Annotated in this window: 26 protein-coding genes; 10 read left to right on the forward strand and 16 right to left on the reverse strand. The window is 73.3% G+C overall.

Translation table 11 applies throughout. From position 1 onward, the window contains the following. Positions 1-174: 174 nt before the first annotated feature. The 3 genes from AC07BF_RS03590 to AC07BF_RS03600 form a co-directional block, all read right to left on the reverse strand. A complete protein-coding gene (locus tag AC07BF_RS03590; protein ID WP_063349631.1) occupies positions 175-702 on the reverse strand; it encodes a SixA phosphatase family protein in 528 nt (175 codons plus the stop codon). A 159-nt stretch (positions 703-861) separates the two neighbouring features. After that, complete coding sequence (locus AC07BF_RS03595) at positions 862-984, reverse strand: SGM_5486 family transporter-associated protein (protein ID WP_279634939.1); 123 nt, start codon at positions 982-984, stop codon at positions 862-864. A gap of 67 nt (positions 985-1,051) precedes the next feature. Beyond that, positions 1,052-2,338: a CynX/NimT family MFS transporter gene (locus tag AC07BF_RS03600; protein ID WP_478332886.1), complete on the reverse strand. Its 1,287-nt coding sequence runs from the start codon at positions 2,336-2,338 to the stop codon at positions 1,052-1,054. Between the two features lie 135 nt (positions 2,339-2,473). Here AC07BF_RS03600 and AC07BF_RS03605 point away from each other — a divergent pair, with 135 nt between their 5' ends. Further along, a complete protein-coding gene (locus AC07BF_RS03605; protein ID WP_350887659.1) occupies positions 2,474-3,148 on the forward strand; it encodes a FadR/GntR family transcriptional regulator in 675 nt (224 codons plus the stop codon). Positions 3,149-3,226: 78 nt separating this feature from the next. On the opposite strand, the gene fabI is transcribed toward AC07BF_RS03605, so the two are convergent. Together fabI and fabG are read right to left on the reverse strand one after the other, a co-directional pair. Then, positions 3,227-3,994 (reverse strand): enoyl-ACP reductase FabI, encoded by a 768-nt coding sequence (gene fabI / locus AC07BF_RS03610; protein WP_063349628.1) that lies wholly within the window; start codon positions 3,992-3,994, stop codon positions 3,227-3,229. A gap of 2 nt (positions 3,995-3,996) precedes the next feature. Next, positions 3,997-4,716 carry a 3-oxoacyl-[acyl-carrier-protein] reductase gene (gene fabG / locus AC07BF_RS03615; protein ID WP_350887665.1) on the reverse strand — a complete coding sequence of 240 codons (720 nt, stop codon included), beginning with the start codon at positions 4,714-4,716 and terminating at the stop codon, positions 3,997-3,999. A gap of 314 nt (positions 4,717-5,030) precedes the next feature. Here fabG and AC07BF_RS03620 point away from each other — a divergent pair, with 314 nt between their 5' ends. The 6 genes from AC07BF_RS03620 to AC07BF_RS03645 all read left to right on the forward strand — a co-directional run bounded on the left by AC07BF_RS03620 (position 5,031) and on the right by AC07BF_RS03645 (position 10,981). Continuing rightward, entirely contained in the window at positions 5,031-6,176 is a 1,146-nt protein-coding gene (locus AC07BF_RS03620) for an MBL fold metallo-hydrolase (RefSeq protein ID WP_363580659.1), read from the forward strand. Positions 6,177-6,303: 127 nt separating this feature from the next. Then, entirely contained in the window at positions 6,304-7,905 is a 1,602-nt protein-coding gene (locus AC07BF_RS03625) for a TldD/PmbA family protein (protein WP_363580657.1), read from the forward strand. Further along, a complete protein-coding gene (locus tag AC07BF_RS03630) occupies positions 7,905-9,302 on the forward strand; it encodes a metallopeptidase TldD-related protein (RefSeq protein ID WP_363627904.1) in 1,398 nt (465 codons plus the stop codon). The genes AC07BF_RS03625 and AC07BF_RS03630 overlap by 1 nt, the downstream gene beginning before the upstream one ends. A 32-nt stretch (positions 9,303-9,334) precedes the next feature. Next, positions 9,335-9,883: an RNA 2'-phosphotransferase gene (locus AC07BF_RS03635; protein WP_063351459.1), complete on the forward strand. Its 549-nt coding sequence runs from the start codon at positions 9,335-9,337 to the stop codon at positions 9,881-9,883. A gap of 209 nt (positions 9,884-10,092) precedes the next feature. Next, positions 10,093-10,485 (forward strand): DUF3099 domain-containing protein, encoded by a 393-nt coding sequence (locus AC07BF_RS03640; protein ID WP_363618529.1) that lies wholly within the window; start codon positions 10,093-10,095, stop codon positions 10,483-10,485. 277 nt (positions 10,486-10,762) lie between these two features. Further along, positions 10,763-10,981 (forward strand): hypothetical protein, encoded by a 219-nt coding sequence (locus tag AC07BF_RS03645; RefSeq protein ID WP_363580651.1) that lies wholly within the window; start codon positions 10,763-10,765, stop codon positions 10,979-10,981. Between the two features lie 50 nt (positions 10,982-11,031). Here AC07BF_RS03645 and moaA read toward each other — a convergent pair whose 3' ends face one another. The 4 genes from moaA to AC07BF_RS03665 all read right to left on the reverse strand — a co-directional run bounded on the left by moaA (position 11,032) and on the right by AC07BF_RS03665 (position 15,382). Continuing rightward, complete coding sequence (gene moaA, locus AC07BF_RS03650; protein WP_478332887.1) at positions 11,032-12,021, reverse strand: GTP 3',8-cyclase MoaA; 990 nt, start codon at positions 12,019-12,021, stop codon at positions 11,032-11,034. A 92-nt stretch (positions 12,022-12,113) separates the two neighbouring features. Continuing rightward, a complete protein-coding gene (locus AC07BF_RS03655) occupies positions 12,114-13,724 on the reverse strand; it encodes a solute symporter family protein (protein ID WP_478332888.1) in 1,611 nt (536 codons plus the stop codon). Then, positions 13,721-14,077, reverse strand: coding sequence for a DUF485 domain-containing protein (locus AC07BF_RS03660; protein WP_063349620.1), 357 nt, complete (start codon positions 14,075-14,077; stop codon positions 13,721-13,723). The genes AC07BF_RS03655 and AC07BF_RS03660 overlap by 4 nt, the downstream gene beginning before the upstream one ends. 261 nt (positions 14,078-14,338) lie before the next feature. Further along, the gene (locus tag AC07BF_RS03665) at positions 14,339-15,382 is read right to left on the reverse strand and encodes a zinc-dependent alcohol dehydrogenase family protein (protein ID WP_363580647.1); all 1,044 of its coding nucleotides are present in this window, start codon (positions 15,380-15,382) and stop codon (positions 14,339-14,341) included. 158 nt (positions 15,383-15,540) lie between these two features. Between AC07BF_RS03665 and AC07BF_RS03670 the strand changes: the two genes are divergently transcribed. After that, complete coding sequence (locus AC07BF_RS03670; RefSeq protein WP_363580645.1) at positions 15,541-16,536, forward strand: DEDDh family exonuclease; 996 nt, start codon at positions 15,541-15,543, stop codon at positions 16,534-16,536. A gap of 31 nt (positions 16,537-16,567) precedes the next feature. Continuing rightward, the gene (locus AC07BF_RS03675; RefSeq protein ID WP_363627906.1) at positions 16,568-17,374 is read left to right on the forward strand and encodes an SURF1 family cytochrome oxidase biogenesis protein; all 807 of its coding nucleotides are present in this window, start codon (positions 16,568-16,570) and stop codon (positions 17,372-17,374) included. 46 nt (positions 17,375-17,420) lie between these two features. Here AC07BF_RS03675 and trxA read toward each other — a convergent pair whose 3' ends face one another. Together trxA and AC07BF_RS03685 are read right to left on the reverse strand one after the other, a co-directional pair. Next, on the reverse strand, positions 17,421-17,753 hold the full coding sequence (gene trxA, locus AC07BF_RS03680) for a thioredoxin (RefSeq protein ID WP_063349617.1): 333 nt from the start codon (positions 17,751-17,753) through the stop codon (positions 17,421-17,423). 3 nt (positions 17,754-17,756) lie between these two features. Further along, on the reverse strand, positions 17,757-18,182 hold the full coding sequence (locus tag AC07BF_RS03685) for a MerR family transcriptional regulator (protein WP_350880255.1): 426 nt from the start codon (positions 18,180-18,182) through the stop codon (positions 17,757-17,759). 191 nt (positions 18,183-18,373) lie between these two features. Between AC07BF_RS03685 and AC07BF_RS03690 the strand changes: the two genes are divergently transcribed. Beyond that, a complete protein-coding gene (locus AC07BF_RS03690; protein ID WP_363618537.1) occupies positions 18,374-19,144 on the forward strand; it encodes an SDR family oxidoreductase in 771 nt (256 codons plus the stop codon). Positions 19,145-19,186: 42 nt separating this feature from the next. Here AC07BF_RS03690 and AC07BF_RS03695 read toward each other — a convergent pair whose 3' ends face one another. Genes AC07BF_RS03695 through AC07BF_RS03715 form a run of 5 tightly spaced genes read right to left on the reverse strand, consistent with a single transcriptional unit; the run spans position 19,187 to position 21,515 of the window. Further along, positions 19,187-19,828 (reverse strand): alkaline shock response membrane anchor protein AmaP, encoded by a 642-nt coding sequence (locus AC07BF_RS03695; protein ID WP_478332889.1) that lies wholly within the window; start codon positions 19,826-19,828, stop codon positions 19,187-19,189. After that, positions 19,825-20,421, reverse strand: coding sequence for a DUF6286 domain-containing protein (locus tag AC07BF_RS03700; RefSeq protein WP_400807585.1), 597 nt, complete (start codon positions 20,419-20,421; stop codon positions 19,825-19,827). The genes AC07BF_RS03695 and AC07BF_RS03700 overlap by 4 nt, the downstream gene beginning before the upstream one ends. Then, positions 20,418-20,765: an Asp23/Gls24 family envelope stress response protein gene (locus tag AC07BF_RS03705; protein WP_400807583.1), complete on the reverse strand. Its 348-nt coding sequence runs from the start codon at positions 20,763-20,765 to the stop codon at positions 20,418-20,420. Before AC07BF_RS03705 ends, AC07BF_RS03700 begins: the two co-directional genes overlap by 4 nt. Beyond that, positions 20,765-20,956, reverse strand: a complete 192-nt coding sequence (locus AC07BF_RS03710; protein WP_063349611.1) for a hypothetical protein — start codon at positions 20,954-20,956, stop codon at positions 20,765-20,767. The genes AC07BF_RS03705 and AC07BF_RS03710 overlap by 1 nt, the downstream gene beginning before the upstream one ends. 52 nt (positions 20,957-21,008) lie before the next feature. Beyond that, positions 21,009-21,515: an Asp23/Gls24 family envelope stress response protein gene (locus AC07BF_RS03715; RefSeq protein WP_400986588.1), complete on the reverse strand. Its 507-nt coding sequence runs from the start codon at positions 21,513-21,515 to the stop codon at positions 21,009-21,011. Between the last annotated feature and the right edge of the window lie 221 nt (positions 21,516-21,736).

Genomic DNA, 21,736 nt, shown 5'->3' on the forward strand with positions numbered 1-21,736 from the left:
GGGGGGCGGGGGGGGGGGGAGAGGAGAGGGAGAGCGCAGAGGAAAAACACAAACAAAACCAAGACACCCACACCCACCCCCACCCCCCCCCCCCCCCCCCCCCCCCCCCCCCCCTCGTCGTCATCGAAGCCCGGAACCCCGGAGCCCGTACGGAACTCGGAGCTCCGTACCGGGTCAGTCCTGCGGCGTGTAGTACGAGACCAGCGCGGCCGCGCCCGGCTCGACGCCCTTCCACGAGCCGCTGAAGCTGAGCACCGCGATCGCCGCCGTCGGGAAGCCGCCGAGCCGCAGCCGCTCCAGCGCGTCCCGGTCGCCCGCGTCCCCGGCCAGCACCTGGGTCAGGCCCAGCACGCCGGGGTTGTGCCCGACCAGCACCACGTCCGCGTACTCCTCCGGGGTCTCCTGGAGGACGGCGATGATCTCGCCGGGGCTGGCCTCGTAGATGCGGTCCTCGTACACGGTCTTGCGGGCCCGCTTCGGCAGCTCGTGCGCCGCCAGCTTCCACGTCTCGCGGGTGCGCAGCGCGGTGGAGCAGAGCACGTACTCGGGGTTGATGCCGGAGTCGACCAGCCAGCGGCCGGCGTCCGGGGCCTGGTGACGGCCCCGGTCGGCCAGCGGCCGCTCGTGGTCGTCCACGCCGTTGGGCCAGTCGGCCTTGGCATGGCGGAGAACGATGATCCTGCGGGACGTGTCGGCGCTCATACCCAGCAAGCTTGGCAGAAAAGCCGCTCCGGGGCGCGGTGCTCCCGGATGCCGCCACTCGCAGGGGTGGCGGGTGTCATCATCCGCCGTTCGTCCGGCCTTCCGATAAACGGGGGTGGCCGGTGAACGGCGGTGCTACGCGGGGGGGGATGGACCGGATCAGCCTATGGCGGCGGCGACGGAGGCGATGATCGCCACCAGCACCACGATGCCGGCGATCGCCAGGGCGATCTGGCCGAGCTGCTTGCGGCCGTCGGTCGGGTTGGGATCGAGAACGGGCATGTCCGGGATTCTTCCACCCCGAACACGCCCGTCGGTCACCGACCCCTCGGGGTTGGCCGTCCCTTGGTCAGGCCTTGACCTGCGCCACGGGGTGGACCGCTTCGTCCTCGATGTGCCGGGCCATCGCGGCCCGCAGGCCGAACAGCATCTGCGGCACCAGCAGCAGCGCCAGGAAGCCCAGCGGGCCGTACCACTCGCCGGTCATCTGGTAGATCCGGCCGATCAGGATCGGGCCGGGGATGGAGATCAGGTAGCCGACGCCCTGGGCGAAGGCGGAGAGCTGGGCGACCCCGCCGGCGGTGCGGGCGCGCAGCCCGATCATCGTCAGCACCAGCGGGAAGGCGCAGTTGGACAGGCCCACCAGGACCGCCCAGAGCCACGACGCGCCGGCCGGGGCCAGCGCCAGCCCGGCGTACCCGGCGATGCCGCAGGCGGCCAGCACGACGACGAACAGCCGCTGGTCGCCGCGGCGGGCGGCCAGGTTGGGCAGCACGAAGGAGACCGGCACGCCGATCACCATGGTCACCGCGAGCAGCACCCCGGAGGTGCCCTTGTCGACGCCGGCGTCCTGGAAGATCTTCGGCAGCCAGCCCATCACCACGTAGGCGCCGGTGGCCTGGAGGCCGAAGAAGCAGGCCATCGCCCAGGCCGTCCGGCTGCGGGTGATCGGCAGCCTGGCGGCGGCCGCCCCGCCCGCGCGCTCGCCGCGCTCGCGCTTGGTCAGCAGCACCGGGAGCCAGAGCAGCAGGGCCAGCGCGGCGAGACCGGCCCAGACGCCCAGGCCGTAGCGCCAGTCGCCGCCGAGCGCGCTGGTCATCGGCACGGTGACGGCGGCGGCCAGCGCGGTGCCGGCCGACAGCGCCATCGAGTACAGGCCGATCATCGGACCGACCTTGTCCGGGAAGTAGCGCTTGATCACCACCGGGATCAGCACGTTGGAGACCGCCACACCGGCCAGCGCGAGCGCCGTCAGCAGCAGGAACACCGCGGTGCCGCCGGCGAAGGAGCGGGAGAGCACGCCCAGGGTGATCGCGCCCATGCCGGCGGTGATCACGGCGATCGGGCCGATCCGCCGGGCCATCGAGGGCGCGGCGAAGCCGAACAGGCCGAAGCAGAGCGACGGGACGGCGGTGAGCAGCCCGGCGAGCGTCGGGTTCATCCCGAGGTCGGCGCGGACCTGGTCGAGCACCGGCCCGAGGCTGGTGACCACGGGGCGCAGGTTGAAGGCGGCGGCGGCGATCGCGATGGCGAACAGCCAGCCCAGGTACTTGCCGGAGGAGGGCGTGGAGGGCCGCTCGGTCTGCGGCCGGGCCTCGGTTCGTGGGGAGGCGGTGGTGTCTGCTGCGGGAGGCATGGGCACCATCATAGAATGATGGGATGAATTGGCGCACCTTCGAATTGGCATGATGTGCCGACCCGCTCCCCCACCGGACGCCGGCCCTCCCACCCGCCGGCCCCGTCCATCGAACCGTAGCCGCAAGGAGTACCCGTGGCGCTGTCCTCGCCGAGGCGCACCCCGCTGTCCGACCAGGTGATCGCGCAGCTGCGCGCCCAGATCACCTCCGGAGAGTGGCCCGTCGGCTCACGCATCCCCACCGAGGCCGCACTCGTCGAACAGCTCGGCGTCGCCCGCAACACCGTCCGCGAGGCCGTCCGCGCCCTCGCCCACAACGGGCTGCTCGACATCCGCCAGGGCTCCGGCACCTACGTGCTCGCCACCAGCGAGCTGGCCGGGGTCATGCACCGCCGCTTCGCCGACGCCGACCAGGCGCAGGTCGCCGAGCTGCGGGCCGCCCTGGAGACCTCTGCGGCCGGCCTCGCCGCGGCCCGCCGCACCGACCGCGACCTCGGCCTGCTGGACGCCGCGCTGGGCCGCCGCGAGAGCGCCTGGCACTCCGGCGACGCCGAGGACTTCATCCAGGCCGACGCCGCGTTCCACCAGGCCGTCGTCGCCGCCGCCCACAACGACGTGCTGGCCGCCGTCTACGCCGACCTCGGCGAGGTCACCCGCGCCCACCTGCGGCACGACGTCGGCCCCGAGCTGATCGCCGAGCGCTACATCGGCCACGCCACCATCCTCGACGCCATCCGGGCCGGCGACGCCCAGCGCGCCTCCGTCGAGGCCGGCCGCGCCATCGGCGCGTGCACCCCCGCCGACGCCTGAGGCGCCCCCGAACGCCCTGGAACGCCGCTGCCCGGCACCCCCCACGAGGGTGCCGGGCAGCGGTGTGCGGCGAAGCGGTCAGGCGCCGATGGCGTGCAGCCCGCCGTCGACGTGGATGATCTCGCCGGTGGTCTTCGGGAACCAGTCCGAGAGCAGCGCGACGATGCCGCGGCCGGCCGGCTCCGGGTCGGTCAGGTCCCACTTCAGCGGGGAACGGTGGTTCCAGGTGTCCGCGAGGTCGCCGAAGCCCGGGATGGACTTGGCGGCCATCGAGCCGAGCGGGCCGGCCGAGATCAGGTTGCAGCGGATGTCCCGCTCGCCCAGGTAGCGCGCCAGGTAGCGGTTGGTCGACTCCAGGGCGGCCTTGGCCGGGCCCATCCAGTCGTACTGCGGCCAGGCGAACTGCGCGTCGAAGGTGAGGCCGACGACCGAGCCGCCGTCCTGCATCAGCGGCAGCAGCGCCATGGTCAGCGACTTCAGCGAGAAGGCCGAGACGTTCATCGCGGTGGCCACGGACTCCCACGGGGTGTCCAGGAAGTTGCCGCCCAGGGCGTCCTGCGGGGCGAAGCCGATCGAGTGGACGATGCCGTCCAGGGTCGGCAGGTGCTCGCGGACCGTGTCGGCGATGCCCGCCAGCTCCTCCTCGCTGGAGACGTCCAGCGGCAGCACGGTGACCGGCTTCGGCAGCTTCTTGGCGATCCGCTCGGTCAGGCTCGGGCGCGGGAACGCGGTGAGGATGATCTCCGCACCCTGCTCCTGGGCCAGCTTGGCGGCGTGGAAGGCGATGGAGGACTCCATCAGCACACCCGTGATCAGGATGCGCTTGCCCTCAAGGATTCCAGTCATGCTCAGTGACCCATGCCCAATCCGCCGTCGACGGGAATGACGGCTCCGGTGATGTACGCGGCCTCGTCCGAACCGAGGAACCGCACGGTGGACGCGACCTCGGCGGGCGACGCGTAGCGGCCCAGCGGCACGCCCGAGACGATCTCCGCGCGGCGCTCGTCGCTGAGCACAGCGGTCATGTCGGTGTCGACGAAGCCGGGGGCGACCACGTTGACGGTGATGTTGCGCGGGCCCAGCTCACGCGCCAGCGACCGGGCGAAGCCGACCAGGCCCGCCTTGGACGCGGCGTAGTTCGACTGGCCCGGCGAACCGGACAGGCCCACCACGGACGAGATCAGCACGACGCGGCCCTTGCGGGCCCGCATCATCAGCTTCGAGGCGCGCTTGACCACCCGGAAGGCGCCGGTCAGGTTGGTGTCCAGGACGGAGGTGAAGTCCTCCTCGGACATGCGCAGCAGCAGGGTGTCGTTGGTGATGCCCGCGTTGGCGACCAGCACCTGGACCGCGCCGTGCTTCTCCTCGATCTCGGTGAAGGCGGCGTCGACCTGCGCGGCGTCCGTGATGTCGCAGCGCACCGCGAGGACGTCGTACTTCTCCAGGGCCTCGGGCACCTCGCCCGAGCGGCTGGTGATGGCGACCTTGTCACCCGCCTCGGCGAAGGCCTGGGCGATCGCGAGGCCGATGCCCCGGTTTCCTCCGGTGACGAGAACCGAGCGGCTCAACGATCCACCTCTCTCCGTGTGTGCGGACGTACGTCGGAACGCGTACGCAGTGTGACGCTATCGGGCGGTCGGCGGTGTCGGCGCATCGGGCTCCCACAGCGCCGCACCGGAGGAACTGTCGCAATCCGACAATCCGTACCCGCAGCGCCCCGCACCTGCTCAGCCGCCCTGACCGAACCACCGCCGGAGCCGAGCCGACGCCGCCGTACGGGAACAACACGGCCCCGCGCACCCGTTGCCCCCGTGGTGCGGGCCGACCCGGGACCGGCCGTACCGATCCCCGAAGGGTCCCGCGAGGAACGAAGGCAGGGCGCATGACCAAGGCACGGCCCAGGAGCACCCACCGAAACGGACGGCTGCTGGCCCTGACCGCCCTCGCGGCCGGCCTGGGAGCGGCCGCCTGGTCGCTGCGCGACCTGCCGGCGGCGTTCGGCCGACGGCCGGACGGCGAGCACGAGGAGCGGGTGCGCGACTCGCCGCAGTACCGCGACGGCGTCTTCCACAACGCCCCCTCCACCCTGGCCCGGGCCACCACCGCCCCGGACATCGACCGCGGCACCATCCGCCGGATGCTGTTCGACCGCGAGGGCCGCGTCCCCGCCCACCCCGTGCCGACCGTCCGCCCCGCCGGCGGCCCCGGCCCGGCCGCCGAGGGCGTGGCGATCACCTGGTACGGGCACGCCTCCGCGCTGGTGGAGATCGAGGGCTCCCGGGTGCTGCTCGACCCGATCTGGAGCGAGCGCTGCTCCCCCGCCGCGCACGTCGGCCCCAAGCGGCTGCACCCGGTGCCGGTGGAACTGGAGGAGCTGCCGCAGGTCGACGCCGTGCTGATCTCGCACGACCACTACGACCACCTGGACATGGCGACGGTCAAGCGCCTGGTGCGCAGCCAGTCCGCGCCGTTCGCGGTGCCGCTGGGCATCGGCGGCCACCTGCGCCGCTGGGGCGTCCCGGAGCACCGCATCATCGAACTGGACTGGGACGAGACCTGCACCCTCGGCGACCTGGTGCTCACCCTCACCTCGGCGCACCACTTCTCCGGCCGCGGCCTGACCCGCAACACCACCCTGTGGGGCTCCTGGGTGATCGCCGGCCCCGACCGCAAGGTCTTCTACACCGGTGACTCCGGCTACTTCGAGGGCTACGCCCGGATCGGCGACCGCCACGGCCCCTTCGACGCCGCGCTGGTGCAGATCGGCGCCTACGACGCCGCCTGGGCCGACATCCACATGACCCCCGAGGACGCCGTGCGCGCCCACCGCGACCTCCAGGCGGGCCTGCTGGTGCCGGTGCACTGGTGCACCTTCAACCTGGGCCTGCACCCGTGGGCCGAGCCGATCGAGCGACTGCTGGTCGAGGCCAAGGCGCAGGCCGTCCCGCTGGCCGTGCCGCGCCCCGGCGAGCGGGTCGACGTGGACAACCCGCCGGAGCTGGACGGCTGGTGGGAGATCGTCGGCTGACCGACCGGCCACCACGGCGGCGCACCGGCCGAAATGCGCTGGCCGAAACCCCCTGGACCGGCCATGATGCGGTGCGGGCGCCCCTGTGCGGCGCCGCACCGCCACCCTCCGCGACCAGGGAGCACGATTGCCTCCGATCCCTCCGGCCGACAGCGTCGGCGCCCCGCACGGGCGCGCCGTCGACCCGCTGTTCCTCGCCTTCCCGCTGCGCACCCTCGCCGACGCCGCCCTCACCCGGGCGCGCGAACTCGGCGCCGCCCACGCCGACTTCCGTCTGGAGCGGGTCCGCAGCGCCTCCTGGCGGCTGCGCGACGCCCGCCCGGCCGGCACCTCCGACAGCGTGCAACTCGGCTTCGCCGTCCGGGTGCTGCTGGACGGCGCCTGGGGCTTCGCCGCCGGGGTGGACCTCACCACCGACGCGGCGGCGCGGGTCGCCGAGCAGGCCGTCGCGGTGGCCCGCCTGTCCGGCGGGATCAGCCGGGCCGCCGGCTCCGCCGAGCGGGTCGAGCTGGCCGACGAGCCGGTGTACCGGGACGTCACCTGGGTCTCCTCGTACGAGGTGAACCCTTTCGAGGTGCCGGACGCGGAGAAGACCGCGCTGCTCGCCGAGTGGAGTTCGCGGCTGCTGGCCGCCGAGGGCGTCTCGCACGTCCAGGCGAGCCTGCTGACCGTCCAGGAGAACAAGTTCTACGCGGACACCGCGGGCACCGTCACCACCCAGCAGCGGATCCGGCTGCACCCCACGCTGGAGGCCACCTCGGTGGACGAGCGCACCGGGGCCTTCGACTCGATGCGCACGCTGGCCCCGCCGGTCGGGCGTGGCTTCGAGTACCTCACGGGGGTCCGGGGGCCGTCCCCCGACGGCCGGGGCCTGCCCGCAACGGGCTGGGACTGGGACGCCGAACTCGCCGAACTGCCCACCCTGCTGGCCGAGAAGATGAAGGCGCCGAGCGTCCGGGCCGGCCGCTACGACCTGGTCATCGACCCGTCCAACCTCTGGCTGACCATCCACGAGTCGATCGGCCACGCCACCGAGCTGGACCGCGCCCTCGGCTACGAGGCCGCCTACGCCGGCACCTCCTTCGCCACCTTCGACCAGCTCGGCTCGCTCAGGTACGGCTCCGAGCTGATGCACGTCACCGGCGACCGCACCGCCGAGCACGGCCTGTCCACGATCGGCTACGACGACGAGGGCGTCGCCACCCAGTCCTGGGACCTGGTCAAGGACGGCACCCTGGTCGGGTACCAACTCGACCGCGGCATGGCCGAGCTGAAGGGCTTCGAGCGTTCCAACGGCTGTGCCTTCGCGGACTCCCCGGCGCACGTGCCGGTGCAGCGGATGGCCAACGTCTCGCTCCAGCCCGCCGCCGACGGCCCGGACACCGAGGGCCTGTTCGCCGGGGTGGAGAACGGCCTGTACATCGTCGGCGACCGCTCCTGGTCGATCGACATGCAGCGCTACAACTTCCAGTTCACCGGCCAGCGCGCCTACGCCATCAGGAACGGCGAACTCGCCGGCCAGGTCAAGGACTTCGCCTACCAGGCGACCACCACCGACTTCTGGGGCTCGATGACGGCGGTCGGCGGCCCGCAGACCTACGTCCTCGGCGGCGCCTTCAACTGCGGCAAGGCGCAGCCCGGCCAGATCGCGGCGGTCAGCCACGGCTGCCCGTCGGCGCTGTTCCGCAACGTCAACGTGCTCAACACCCAGCAGGAGGCGGGTCACTGATGACCGCGATGCAGCCCCACGAACTGGTCGAGCTGGCACTCGGCCTCGCCCGCGCCGACGGCTGCGTGGTGATCGCCGACGAGGAGTCCACCGCCAACCTGCGCTGGGCCGGCAACTCGCTGACCACCAACGGCGTCACCCGCGGCCGCCGCCTCACCGTGATCGCCACCGTGGCCGGGGCCGACGGCACCGCCTCCGGCGTGGTCTCCCGCGAGGCCGTCACCCCGGACGAGGTGGAGGGCCTGGTCCGCGCCGCCGAGGAGGCCGCCCGCGCGGCCGGCCCGGCCGAGGACGCCCAGCCGCTGGTGGCCGACCGGCCGTCCTCCCCGGACTTCACCCGGCCGCCCGCCGAGACCTCGATCGCGGTGTTCGACGCCTTCGGCCCGGCCCTCGGCGAGGCCTTCGCCCGGGCCGCCGCGCAGGGCGAACTGCTGTACGGCTTCGCCCGGCACGAGGTGGTCAGCAGCTACCTGGGCACCTCCACCGGCCTGCGGCTGCGCCACGACCAGCCGACCGGCATGGTCGAGATCAACGCCAAGACCACCGACCTGTCCGGCTCCGCCTGGGCCGGCGCCGCCACCCGGGACTTCTCCGACGTGGACGTCACCGCCCTGCACACCGAGCTGACCAAGCGCCTCGGCTGGGGCGCCCGCAAGGTGGACCTGCCCGCCGGCCGGTACGAGACGCTGCTGCCGCCCTCGGCCGTCGCCGACCTGATGCTCTGCCTCGCCTGGTCCGCCGTCGGCCGCGACGCCCACGAGGGCCGCACCGTCTTCTCCAAGCCCGGCGGCGGCACCCGGATCGGCGACAAGCTCGCCGGGCTGCCGCTCACGCTGCGCACGGACCCGGCCGAACCCGGCCTGGAGTCGGCGCCGTTCGTCCTCGCGCACTCGACCGGCGGGGACATCTCGGTCTTCGACAACGGCCTGCCGATCGACGCCACCGAGTGGATCCGCGAGGGCGTGCTGACCGACCTGGTCACCAGCCGCCACTCCGCCGGCCTCACCGGCCTGCCGCTGCGCCCGTTCGGCGACAACCTGGTGCTGGAGACGGCCGACCAGGACAGCGCGCCGACCTTGGACGAGATGATCGCCCGCACCGAGCGCGGCCTGCTGCTCACCTGCCTCTGGTACATCCGCGAGGTGGACCCGGCGACGATGCTGCTCACCGGCCTGACCCGGGACGGCGTCTACCTGGTCGAGAACGGCGAAGTCGTCGGCGCGGTCAACAACTTCCGGTTCAACGAGTCCCCGGTGGACCTGCTGGACCGGATCACCGAGGCGGGCCGCACCGAGCGCTGCCTGCCCCGCGAGTGGAGCGACTACTTCACCCGCACCGCGATGCCACCCGTGCGTGTCGCGGACTTCAACATGAGTTCGGTCAGCCAGGCCTCATAGCCACTGACCAACGGGGGGATACGAGAGACATGATGGACGAGAAGCGGCTGGTCAAGACGAGCAAGATGCTGTCGCGCATCCTGCGGCACGAGCCGGAGCGGGTGGGCGTCACGCTGGACGAGTCCGGCTGGATCCGGATCGACGTGCTCCTCACCGCCCTCGCGGCCAAGGGCAACCGGCTGACCAGGGCCGATCTGGACCACGTGGTGGCGACCAACAACAAGCGCCGCTTCGGCTACTCCGCGGACGGTCTCTCGATCCGCGCCAACCAGGGCCACACGGTGGCGGTCGACCTCGGCCTGGCCGCCACCGTGCCGCCCCCGGTGCTCTACCACGGCACCGCCGACCGCCACCTGGCGTCGATCTTCCGGGAGGGCCTGCGCCCGATGGCCAGGCAGGACGTCCACCTGTCCGCGGACACCGAGACCGCGGTGCGGGTCGGCGCCCGGCACGGCCGCCCGGTGGTGCTCACCGTGAACGCGGCCGCGATGGCGGCGGCCGGCCACGAGTTCCGGATCAGCGACAACGGCGTCTGGCTCACCGACGCCGTCCCGCCGCAGTTCCTCTCCCGGCGGTCGTGAGGCCCCTCGCCCCGCCGTTCCGACTACCCGTTCCGATGACCCGCCCCGATCGGCCGTCCCGATCGGCCGTCCCGATCGGCCGGACAGTCCCCTCGCACACCCGACCGGGTGGGTCCGCCCCACCCGGTCTCGTCGTCCCCGCTGCCCAGGCGTACCGTGAGGAGGCCGCGCGGCGAGTCGCGCGGGAGCGTGGACGAGGGCGGTAGGACATGGGCAAGAGCGCCGACGGTGGACAGGTCCACCGGATCACGGGAGCGCGGAGCAGCCTCACCGAGGACGTCCGCGGGCGGCAGCGCCGCTACGTGGTCTCGATGCTGCTCCGGACGGTCTGCGTGCTGCTCGCCGTGGTGCTGTGGGACGTCCAGCGGTGGCTGGCGTTCGCGGCGCTGGCCGGCGCCGTACTGCTGCCGTACTTCGCCGTCCTGATCGCCAACGCGGGCCGGGAGCGGGCGCCGGGGCTGCCGAGCACCTTCGACATCCCGCTGGACACCCCGCTGATGCTCGGTCCCGGTGGGACGGGTGGGAGGGGTGGGGCGGACGGGGCCCCCGGTACAGGCGGGGCAAAGACCGCTGCCACCGATCCTTCACAGGGCCCGAACTGACCGTCCGTTTCGAGACGTTTCGAGAAAATCCGGCTCGAAGAAAGCTCAGAAGAAGCTCAGATTAATCATGCAAGACCTCCCCAACCGAGGCCCCTGGCGTGACATACTGCGTACGCGCTCCGCATCCCCCGTCGGAGCGACGGACCGACGCCGGGCGGCTCCCCCCGTGGCTGCCCGGCGTCGCCATGCCCGGATCCGGGCGGGCTCCCTCCGGGCCGCGCGGAGCGCGTGAAACACTGGCGGTGCAGACCACCCGCCTAGCGCTGAGGACGGCCCGATGGACACCCCGCAGACGCCGATCTGCTCCGCCAAGGGCTGCCGGGCGGACGCCCGTTGGGTGCTGGTGTGGAACAACCCCAAGCTGCACACCCCGGACCGCCGCAAGACCTGGCTCGCCTGCGACGAGCACCGCGAGCACCTGTCCCAGTTCCTCGGCGTGCGCGGCTTCCTCAAGGAGGTCGTCGCCTTCGCCGACTGGACCCCGGAGACGTCCTAGCCGTCCGGGTCGTCCGAGTCGGCCGAGTCGCCCTGACCTCGCGGGACCCGCTAGCCGCCGATCGCCGACATCGGCCGCTCGGGCTGGTGGAACTCCGGGTCGTCGATCCCGGCCCCGGCCTTCTTGCCCCACATCGCCGCCCGCCACAGCGCGCCCAGCTCGGCGTCGTCCGCGCCCGAGCGCAGGGCGGTGCGCAGGTCGGTCTCCCCGGTCGCGAACAGGCAGTTGCGCACCTGCCCGTCGGCGGTCAGCCGGGTCCGGTCGCAGGCCCGGCAGAACGGGCGGGTGACGGAGGCGATCACGCCGACCCGGGCCGGGCCGCCGTCCACCAGCCAGCGTTCGGCGGGCGCCGCGCCCCGGCGGGCGGACGGCTCCGGGGTGAGCGTGAACCGCGCACCGAGCAGGTCGAGGATCTCCTCGGCGGTGACCATCGCGGAGCGGTCCCAGCCGTGCTGGGCGTCCAGCGGCATCTGCTCGATGAAGCGCAGCTCGTAGCCGTGCTCCAGGCACCAGGCCAGCAGGTCGGGAGCCTCGTGGCCGTTGACCCCGCGCATCAGCACCGCGTTCAGCTTGACCGGCGTCAGCCCGGCGGCCTCGGCGGCGGCCAGCCCGGCCAGCACGTCCTGGTGGCGGTGGCGGCGGGTGAGGGTGTGGAACACCTCGGGGTCGAGGGTGTCCAGCGAGACGTTGACCCGGTCGAGCCCGGCATCGCGCAGCGCCCTCGCGGTACGGGCCAGCCCGATGCCGTTGGTGGTGAGGGACAGCTCGGGGCGCGGCTCCAGCCCCGAGCAGGCGGCGACGATGGCGACCAGGCCGGGGCGCAGCAGCGGCTCGCCGCCGGTGAAGCGGACCTCCCGGACGCCCAGCTCGCGCACCGCGAGGGTGACCAGCCGGACGATCTCCTCGTCGGTCAGCAGCTCGGGCTTGGCCAGCCAGCGCAGGCCCTCTTCCGGCATGCAGTAGGTGCAGCGGAGGTTGCACCGGTCGGTCAGAGATACCCGCAGGTCGACGGCCTGGCGTCCGAAGGTGTCGAGCAGCACGTGCGTCCCTTCCCGAGAATGCGGCTGGCCCGGCCACCGTCACGGCGGGCCGGGCCAGCATAGTCATCGCCGGTCGGTGAGTGGGCGCCCGGTCAGTGGGCGCCCAGCCCGGTCAGCGCCCGGACCTCCAGTTCAGCGTACTTCGCCGGGTCGGGTCGGTCCTTGGAGAGCAGGGTGGCGATCCACCCGGCCAGGAAGCCGATCGGGATGGAGACCAGGCCCGGGTTCTCCAGCGGGAACCAGTGGAAGTCGGTGTCCGGGAACAGCGAGGTCTTCGCGCCGGAGACCACCGGGGAGAAGACCACCAGCACGACCGAGCTGATCAGGCCGGCGTAGACCGAGCTGACCGCGCCGGAGGTGGTGAAGCGCTTCCAGAACAGCGAGTAGAGCAGGGTGGGCAGGTTCGCCGAGGCGGCCACCGCGAAGGCCAGGGCGACCAGGGCGGCGGTGTTGAGCTTGCCCGCGAAGAGGCTGAGCACGATGGCCACCGCGCCGATCGCGACGGCGGCCCACTTCGCCGAGAGCACCTCCTGCTTCTCGGTGGCCTTGCCGCGCCGGATCACGTTGGCGTACAGGTCGTGTGCGAAGGAGGCGGAGGACGCCAGGGTGAGTCCGGCGACCACGGCCAGGATGGTGGCGAAGGCGACGGCGGAGATCACCGCGAGCAGGATCGCGCCGCCGGTGGTGCCGGCGCCTCCGCCGAGCACCTCGGCCAGCTGCGGGGCCGCCGTGTTGCCGGAGGCGTTGGCCGCCTTGATCGCCTTGGGGCCGACCAGCGCCGCCGCGCCGAAGCCGAGCGCCAGGGTCATCAGGTAGAAGACGCCGATGATGCCGATCGCCCAGAGCACCGACTTCCGGGCCGCCTTGGCGGTGGGCACGGTGTAGAAGCGGACCAGGATGTGCGGCAGGCCGGCGGTGCCGAGCACCAGCGCGATCCCGAGGCTGATGAAGTCGAGTTTGCTGGTGTCGCTGGCCCCGTACTTCAGCCCCGGTTCGAGGAAGGCCGCGCCCTTGCCGCTCGCGCTGGCGGCGGCGCCGAGCAGTTCCGAGGGGTTGAAGTGGTACTTGGCGAGCACCAGGACGGTCATCAGCGCGGTGCCGGCGATCAGCAGCACGGCCTTGACGATCTGCACCCAGGTGGTGCCCTTCATGCCCCCTATCACCACGTAGACGACCATCAGCGCGCCGACCGCGACGATGGTCCAGCGCTTGGCGGCGTCCCCGTTGACCCCCAGCAGCAGGGCGACCAGCGTCCCGGCGCCGACCATCTGGGCGAGCAGGTAGAAGATCGACACCACGATGGTGGAGACGCCCGCCGCGGTGCGCACCGGGCGCTGGCGCATCCGGAACGCGAGGACGTCCGCCATGGTGAAGCGGCCGGAGTTGCGCAGCGGTTCGGCGATCAGCAGCAGCGCGACCAGCCAGGCGACCAGGAAGCCGATCGAGTAGAGGAAGCCGTCGTAGCCGGAGAGCGCGATGGCGCCGGCGATGCCGAGGAAGGACGCGGCGGACATGTAGTCGCCGGAGATGGCCAGGCCGTTCTGGAATCCGGTGAAGCCGCGGCCGCCGGCGTAGAAGTCGGCCGCGTCCTTGGTCTGCCGCCCGGCCCAGACGGTGATCGCGAGGGTGGCCAGCACGAACAGCCCGAAGAGGGTCATCGTGATGCCGCGGTGCTCCGTGGCGGAGCTGGCGAGCAGGCTCATTCGGCGGACTCCCGGGGAGCGTGGACGACGGCGCCGTGGGCCTCGCGGATCGCGGCGGCGGTCGGGTCGATCCGCCGGTCGGCGTAGCGGGCGTACCAGGCGGCGATGGCGAAGGTGGTGACGAACTGCAGCAGCCCCAGCACCAGGGCCACGTTGATGTGCCCGACGACCTTGGCACCCATCAGGCCGGGCGCGTAGCAGGAGAGCAGCACGTAGAGCAGGTACCAGAGCACGAAGCCGATGGTGACCGGGAAGGCGAAGCTCCGGAACGAGCGCCTCAGGGTACGGAACTCCTCGCTCTCATCGATGAGTTGGACTTCCGTAGGGGTAGTGGTGATCGGCGGCGAATCCACTCTGTCTCTCCTCACTCCTTCGGCGTAGCGGTCGCACACGGGGAACGATCGGACGTGAGGGGCGTCACAATCCGTGTGCGCGCCGCGCAATGCTAGGAGCGTCGCGCCCGCCCCGAAAGGGGTTGACCGCGATCAGCCAGTCGTTCACCCTCTCGCACTATCCAATTGGCCGAAAACCATCACTCACGCCACTTCACAACACCGCCGCCACATGCCGAAGGGGCGGCACCGTCCAGCAGTACCGCCCCTTCTGACGCATCGTCAGAAGGCGATCCGGACCTTCAGCGCCGAGCGGTCGTCCATTGCCCGGTAGCCGTCCGGGACACCGTCCAGGCCCACCGTGCGGTCGAACACCAGACCGGGCTCGATGGCCCCGGAGAGGACGTCCGGCAGCAGGTCGGGGATGTAGGCACGGGCCGGGGCGACGCCGCCATTGAGCGAAACGTTTCGGCCGAACATCTGACCGATGTCGACGCCCGCACTGCCGCCGTGCGGAACGCCGACGTAGCCCACCGCGCCGCCGTCCCGGGCGATCGAGACGGCCGTGCGCATCGACTCCTCGGTCCCGACGGCCTCCAGGACAGCGTGCGCGCCCTGGCCGCCGGTCAGCTCCTTGACCGCCTCGATCGCGGCCTCGCCGCGCTCGGCCACCACGTCGGTCGCGCCGAAGCGCCGGGCCAGGTCGGTGCGGGCGGTGTGCCGGCCCAGCGCGATGATGCGGTCCGCGCCCAGCCGGTGCGCCGCCAGCACGCCGCACAGGCCCACCGCGCCGTCGCCGACCACGGCGACCGTCACGCCCGGGCGCACCCGGGCCGACACGGCGGCGTGGTGCCCGGTGGCCATCACGTCGGACAGCGCCAGCAGCCCCGGCAGCAGCTTCTCGTCGCCCGCGGCCTCCTTCGGCAGCTTCACCAGCGTGCCGTCCGCGAACGGCACCCGCACCGCCTCGCCCTGGCCGCCGTCGGAGCCGACCTGGCCCCAGAACCCGCCGTGCGGGCAGGAGGTCTGCAGGCCCTCCCGGCAGAAGTCGCAGCTGCCGTCCGACCAGACGAACGGCGCCACCACCAGGTCGCCCGGCGCGAAGCCGCGCACCTCGGCGCCCGCCTCCTCGACCACGCCCAGGAACTCGTGCCCGATCCGCTGCCCGGCCACCCGCTGGGCCACCCCGCGGTACGCCCACAGGTCGCTGCCGCAGATGCAGGCGTTCACCACCCGCACCACGACGTCCGTCGGGTGCTGGATCACCGGGTCCGGGACCTCTTCGATCCGGATGTCATTGGGGCCGTGGATCACGGTGGCGCGCATGGGAGTTCGTCCTTACGGAGTCGGCCGTCGGGGGGTGTCGACAGCCGGTGGATGGCGTCGACCGGATAGGCGACGCCTATGCGGAATACTCTATTCCGGTCGCTCGGCCGGAACATTTCGACCGGACACGGGCCCGGCGGCGCTTATCCTGTTGGACCATGCAACCGATCCAGCCCGAGACGTACGGCGCGCCGCGGACCGTCCCGGTCCCCGCCCAGCGCACCGCCGCCCCCGCCGAGGGCTTCGCGGTGGTCGACGTCGAGACCACCGGCCTCGGCCGCTCGGACCGCGTCATCTCGGCGGGCGTCTACCAGCTGGACCCGGACGGCGAGGTCACCGACCACTGGTACACCCTGGTCAACCCCCAGCGGGACCCGGGCCCGGTCTGGATCCACGGCCTCACGGCGGAGCTGCTCTCGGGCGCCCCGACCTTCCCGCAGATCGCCGACGAGTTCGCCGACCGGCTGAACGGCCGGGTCCTGGTCGCCCACAACGCGCTCTTCGACTGGAACATGATCTCGCGCGAGTTCTCCCGGGCCGGCCTGCGCGCCCCGGTCGAGCAGCGGATCTGCACCATGGTGCTCTCCCGCGACCTACGGCTGCCGCTGCCCAACGGCAAGCTGTCCTCGCTCGCCGCCCACTTCGGCGTCCGCCAGCAGCACGCGCACAACGCCCTGGACGACGCCCGGGTGCTCGCCGAGGCGTTCCGCCCCAGCCTGCACCTGGCGCGCCAGGGCGGCGTCCCGCTGCCGGTGCAGGCCTGCGTGGCGGTCACCGACCTCGGCGAGGACGAGCCCGCCACGCCCGGCCGCGCCTCCTGGACCGGCGCCGCCTACCGCCAGGCCAAGAAGCGCCCGCCCTGCCCGTACCCCAACCCCGGACGCTGGGAGGACGGCAAGCCGCTGGTGCAGGGCATGCGGGTGGCCTTCACCGGCGACACCGCCACCGACCGGGAGCTGCTGGAGGACCGCGCCGCCGAGGCCGGCCTGCACATCGCCACCTCGGTGAGCCGGCTCACCAGCCTGCTGGTCACCAACGAGCCGAACAGCTGGAGCGGCAAGGCCCGCCGGGCCCGCGAGGTCGGCACGCCGGTGGTCGGCGAGGACGCCTTCCTCCAACTGCTCCGCGAAGTCGCGCCGCACCCCGGTGCGTGAGCCGGATGTGAGGTCGGCGTACCGTGCCCATGTGTACCGTTTTCTGCTGACCCGCCAGTGGCTGATCACCATGCTGATCGCGCTGCTGCTGATCCCCGCGACGATCGAGCTGGGCTTCTGGCAGCTGCACCGCCACGAGGCGCGGGTGGCCCGGAACGACCTGATCGGCAAGGCCCTCACCGTCGCCCCGGTGCCGTTCGACACGGTGTCGTCGACCCCCGGCTTCACGGTGCCCAAGGACCTCATCTGGCACCCGGTGACGGCCACCGGGCAGTACGACACGGCGCACGAGTTCGTCGTCCGCAAGCGGACCGACTCCAGCGGGGACACGATCGGCTACTTCGTCATCACCCCGCTCAAGCTCTCCGACGGCAGGGGCAGCATCCTGGTCAACCGCGGCTGGGTGGCCGGCGACGGCGGCGCCACCGCCTACCCGACGGTCCCGGCCGCCCCGACCGGCGAGGTCTCCCTCACCGGTCGGATGCGCGCCGACGAGACCACGGGCAGCAGCGGTATCAAGGACCGCGCCGGCCTGCCCGACCGGCAGTTCAACCTGATCAACACCGAGCAGCAGGCCAAGGAGACCGGCGTCACCACCGTGCTCGGCGGCTACCTGGAGCTCACCGCCACCACCCCGGCCCCCGCCGACCAGCCCGAGCTGATCCCCGAGCCCAACCACTCCGACATCGGCCCGCACATGGCGTACGCGATCCAGTGGTGGCTGTTCACCGCGATGATCCCGGTCGGGGTCGGGGTGCTGGCCCGCCGCGAGGCCAAGGACCGGGCCAAGCAGGCCGCCGAGGCCGAGGTGCCGGTCGAGGCCGTACCGGCGGCCTGAGGCCCCGGCCCGGAAGGACGGCCCCGCAAACGCCCCGGGGAACCGCCTACAGCACGTCCTCCAGCTCGCGCAGCAGCCGCGCCTTGGCCCGGGCTCCGACCACCGAGCGCACCGGCTCGCCGCCGCGGAACACCATCAGCGTCGGCATCGACAGCACCCCGTACGCGGCCTGGGTGCGCGGATTGCGGTCCACGTCCACGCTGACCACCCGCAGCCGGTGCGCCTCCTCGCGGGCGACGTCCGCCAGCACCGGCGCCATCATCCGGCACGGCGGGCACCAGTCCGCCGTGAAGTCCACCAGCACCGGACCTTCGGCCGCCAGCACCTCCGCGGCGAACGTGTCGTCCGTCACCGCGGGCACCCCTGGGATCTGCACCATCGTCTACTCCTTCGCCCATTCGTTCGCCAGTTCACAGCGCGGCGGCTGTCCGGAGGGCTCGGCCGCCAGCCCGTCCCGGGCCCGTACCGCCCGGTCGAACTGCCCGGCCACCCGGGCCCGGACGTCCTGGAGCCGGGCGATGCACTCGTCCAGTTCGGCGAGCTTGCGCCGGTACACCTCCAGCGAGGCCGGGCAGGAGTCGCCCTCGGGGTGGCCCGCCTGGAGGCACTCCACGAACGGACGGGTCTCCTCCAGGCCGAACCCGAAGTCCTGCAGCGTCCGGATCTGCCGCAGCAGCCGCAGGTCCTCCTCGTCGTACGCCCGGTAGCCGTTGCCCGCCCGGCGGGCCGGCAGCAGGCCGAGCTGCTCGTAGTACCGCAGCGCCCGGGTGGTCGTCCCCGCCCGCTCCGCCAGCTCCCCGATCCGCATCCCCGCACCCGCTCTCCCGGCCCGCCTCCGCACGCCGCCGGGACCGACGGTAGACCTTGACCCGGACGTCAACGCCAGCCCGCCCCCGGCCCCACCTCACCCCGGCCCCCTCCACCGCCCCCGGCGCCACGCCACCCCGCCACCCGCCCCCAGCCCTCCCCCTCGCGCCCGCCACCCGGCAGGATGGCCCCATGGATCTTGGACTGAAGGACAAGGTGTACGTGGCCACCGGCGCCACCCGGGGCCTCGGCTTCGCCGCCGCCCGGGAGCTGGCCGCCGACGGTGCCCGGGTGCTGGTCAGCGGGCGCGGCAAGGAGTCCGTGGCCGCCGCCGTCGCCGAGCTGGACGCCATCGGCGGCGCCGGGACGGCCCACGGCCTGGCCGCCGACAACGCCGACCCGGCGACCGCCGAACGGCTGATCGCCGAGGCGACCGGGCACTTCGGCCGGCTCGACGGCGTGCTGATCAGCGTCGGCGGCCCCCAGGCCGGCCCGGTGGCCACCGCCCCCGAGGAGGCCTGGCGCGACGCGTTCGAGTCGGTCTTCCTCGGCGCGCTGCGGCTCGCCCGCGCCGCCGCCGCAGCCCTCGGCGAGGGCGGCGTGATCGGCTTCGTGCTCTCCGGTTCGGTGCGCCAGCCGATCCCCGGCCTGGGCATCTCCAACGGCCTGCGCCCGGGGCTGGCGATGGCCGCCAAGTCCCTCGCCGACGAGCTCGGCCCGCGCGGCATCCGGGTGGTGGGCCTGCTCCCGGCCCGGATCGACACCGACCGGGTGCGCGAGCTGGACTCCCTGGGCGGCGACCCGGACGGCGCCCGCGCCCAGGCCGCCGCGACCATCCCGCTCGGCCGCTACGGCACCCCCGAGGAGTTCGGCAAGGTCGCGGCCTTCCTGCTCTCCCCCGCCGCCTCCTACCTGACCGGTGTGATGATCCCCGTCGACGGCGGCGCCCTGCGCCCCCTCTAGAACGCACACGGGGGCGGGCGTCCGACTCCGCCCGCCCCCGGTTCACTCCACCCGCGGGGGCCTGCGCCGCCCTCGGCGCCGTCGCGACTCGGGCCGGGCGGCCTGGAGGACCCGGATCCGCAGGTCGGCGGGGAGTTCCGGGAGGCCCAGGCTGGTCCGGGCGTCGGTTCGCGGGCCGGTGTCGAAGTGCTCCACCAGGGCCGCCGGATCGCCACCGGGGGTGAGCCGGACAGCGCCCCGCAACCGCGGGTGCCCAGGTGCGCGCACCAGGCGTACGCCCGCGCGCTCGACTTCGGGGAGCGTGGCCGTCCCGTTCTCCAGCGCCTCTTCCAGCGCCCGGGTGCGGACCCACAGCCGGAGTCCGGTGGCACCTGGCGTCGGCACGACGAGGCCGGCCGGGCCGCTGCGCCGCAACTGCGCCACCAGCCACCAGGCGGTGCCCGCGATCACCACGGCCAGCCCGCCGATGACGGTGGGCCACCACCAGGTCGAATCCGCCCAGCGGGTGCGCGAGCGGGCACTGAGCACCGGCTGGTCCGGGGAGGTGAGCGGCCACCAGCCCGGCGGGTCGGCGCCGAGCCGGCGGTACAGGTCGAGCCCGCCGGCCAGCACCAGCACGCCGACGGCCAGCAGCACCGCCCCGACCACCCCCAGCAGCAGCCGGTTGACACCCGTCCGCCTCATCCCGCCGCCCCCACCCCGGGCCCCGCCCGCACGTCGAGGCGCAGCGGCCGGGCCAGCGTCACCCGCGCCAGCTCGTCCCGCAGTTGGCACTGGACCGACACCGGGTCCGCCGCCCCGATGAGGGTGACCCGGACGCGCCGGCGGCTGATCCGGATCCGCAGCTCGTCGATGCCCTGGAGTCCGGCGGCGCGGTCGGCGAGCAGGTGCCCGATGCCGGCCCGGTCGATGGCGGCGCCGGTGTCGCCGTGCGGGCGCAGCGGGAGCCAGCGGCCGAGACCGGGGGCGAGGGCCAGCCAGAGCAGCACCCCGCCGAGGAGGACGGCGGTGCCGGCACCCACCAGCACCCACAGGTCGTCGAGGTGACGGGTGGCCAGTTCGTCGGCGATCCGGGCGCGCCACCGGCGGGTCGGGTACCCGGCGCGGACGGCGACCACGTCGTACAGCAGCGCGCCCGCGAGCACCAGCAGCACGGTGGCGACGAGCGCCGCGACGACGGCCCGCGGCGCCCGCGGCCGCCGCACCTTCTCCGGCGGGGGCCCGTCCCCGGCCGCCGTCGCCTCCTCGCCGGGCACCGGTTCGCCCCCCGCACTCATGACACTCCCCCGGTCACCAGCCGCTCCACGACGACGACCACCTCGGACACCCTGGTCCCGGTGAACCCGGCGACCTGCGCGGCGACGCGTTCGCGGACGGCCCGGGCGAGCGCCGCGAGGTCGGCGGGGAAGGGCAGTGCGACGGCGACCCGGACGGTCACGGTGCTGCCGGGCACGGCCACCGAGACGGCGGGCGGTGCGCCCTTGACGGTGCGGCCGGTCCAGGCGTCGGCGAGGGCCTCGCGGGCGGCGCGGGCGGCGATGCGGGCGTAGACGCGGTCGGCGATCCGGAGTCGGCCCCGGGCCGCGGGTTCGCGGCGGGCACTGGTGGTGGGAGCCGTCATCAACGGCGCCGGTCGCGGCCGCGGAGCAGGTCGCCGAGGTCGCCCAGCTCGATGTCTCCCTCCAGCAGGCGGCCGGCCACGAAGCCGACCAGCCCGAGCGCGGCGACCAGCAGGAACGCCGCGAAACCGCCGAAGTACCCGGCGAAGCCGAGGGCCATGCCCACCACCAGGCCGACGATGGCCAGGTTCATCCGCTACTCCTCGTCCTCGCTGCCGCCCGCCGCCGGGCGCTTCGTGGGCTCGCTACTTGAGTTTGGGCCGCTGCCCCGCGACGACCGTCTCCTCTTCCTCCTCCTCGACGTCCGGCTCGTCGGGGAGATGGACGTCGTTGACCGCGATGTTGACCTCGACGACTTCCAGGCCGGTCATCCGCTCGACCGCGTCGATGATGTTCTCCCGTACCTGCCGGGCGAGTTCGGGGATGACCACGCCGTACTCGACGACCAGGGCGATGTCGATGGCGGTCTGCTTCTCGCCGACCTCGGCCTTGATGCCGCGCCCGACGCCGGACTTGCCGCCCGGCACCCGGTCGCGCATCGCGCCGAAGGTGCGGGCGAGGCCAGAGCCGAGGGCGTGGATGCCGTTGACCTCGCGGGCGGCCATCCCGGCGATCTTCTCGACCACGCCGACGGCCAGCGCCGTGCGGCCGCGCTCGCCTGTCGGCTTGCCGGCGTCGGTCGCGGCGGAGGCCGAGGACGGCGCGTGGGCGGCGGAGCCGGCGGCCGCGGCGTGGCCGGGGTTCTTGTGCATGGTGGCGGGGGTCGGAGTGTCAGGCATGGGGGCGCATCTCCCGTCGTACGGCTCCAGCTATATCGCAAATCCCCATAACTCTGACATTTCGCCACGTTCCGCGCCCGCCGGGAGGGCCACCGGGATGCCTCCGGAACGCCGAGGGCCCGGGGGGGGGGGGGGGCGCACAACCCCACCAACCACCCCGGAGCACCCAAGGGGAACACGCCGAGAGGACGACC

The sequence above is a fragment of the Kitasatospora sp. NPDC043950 genome, from assembly GCF_056435345.1.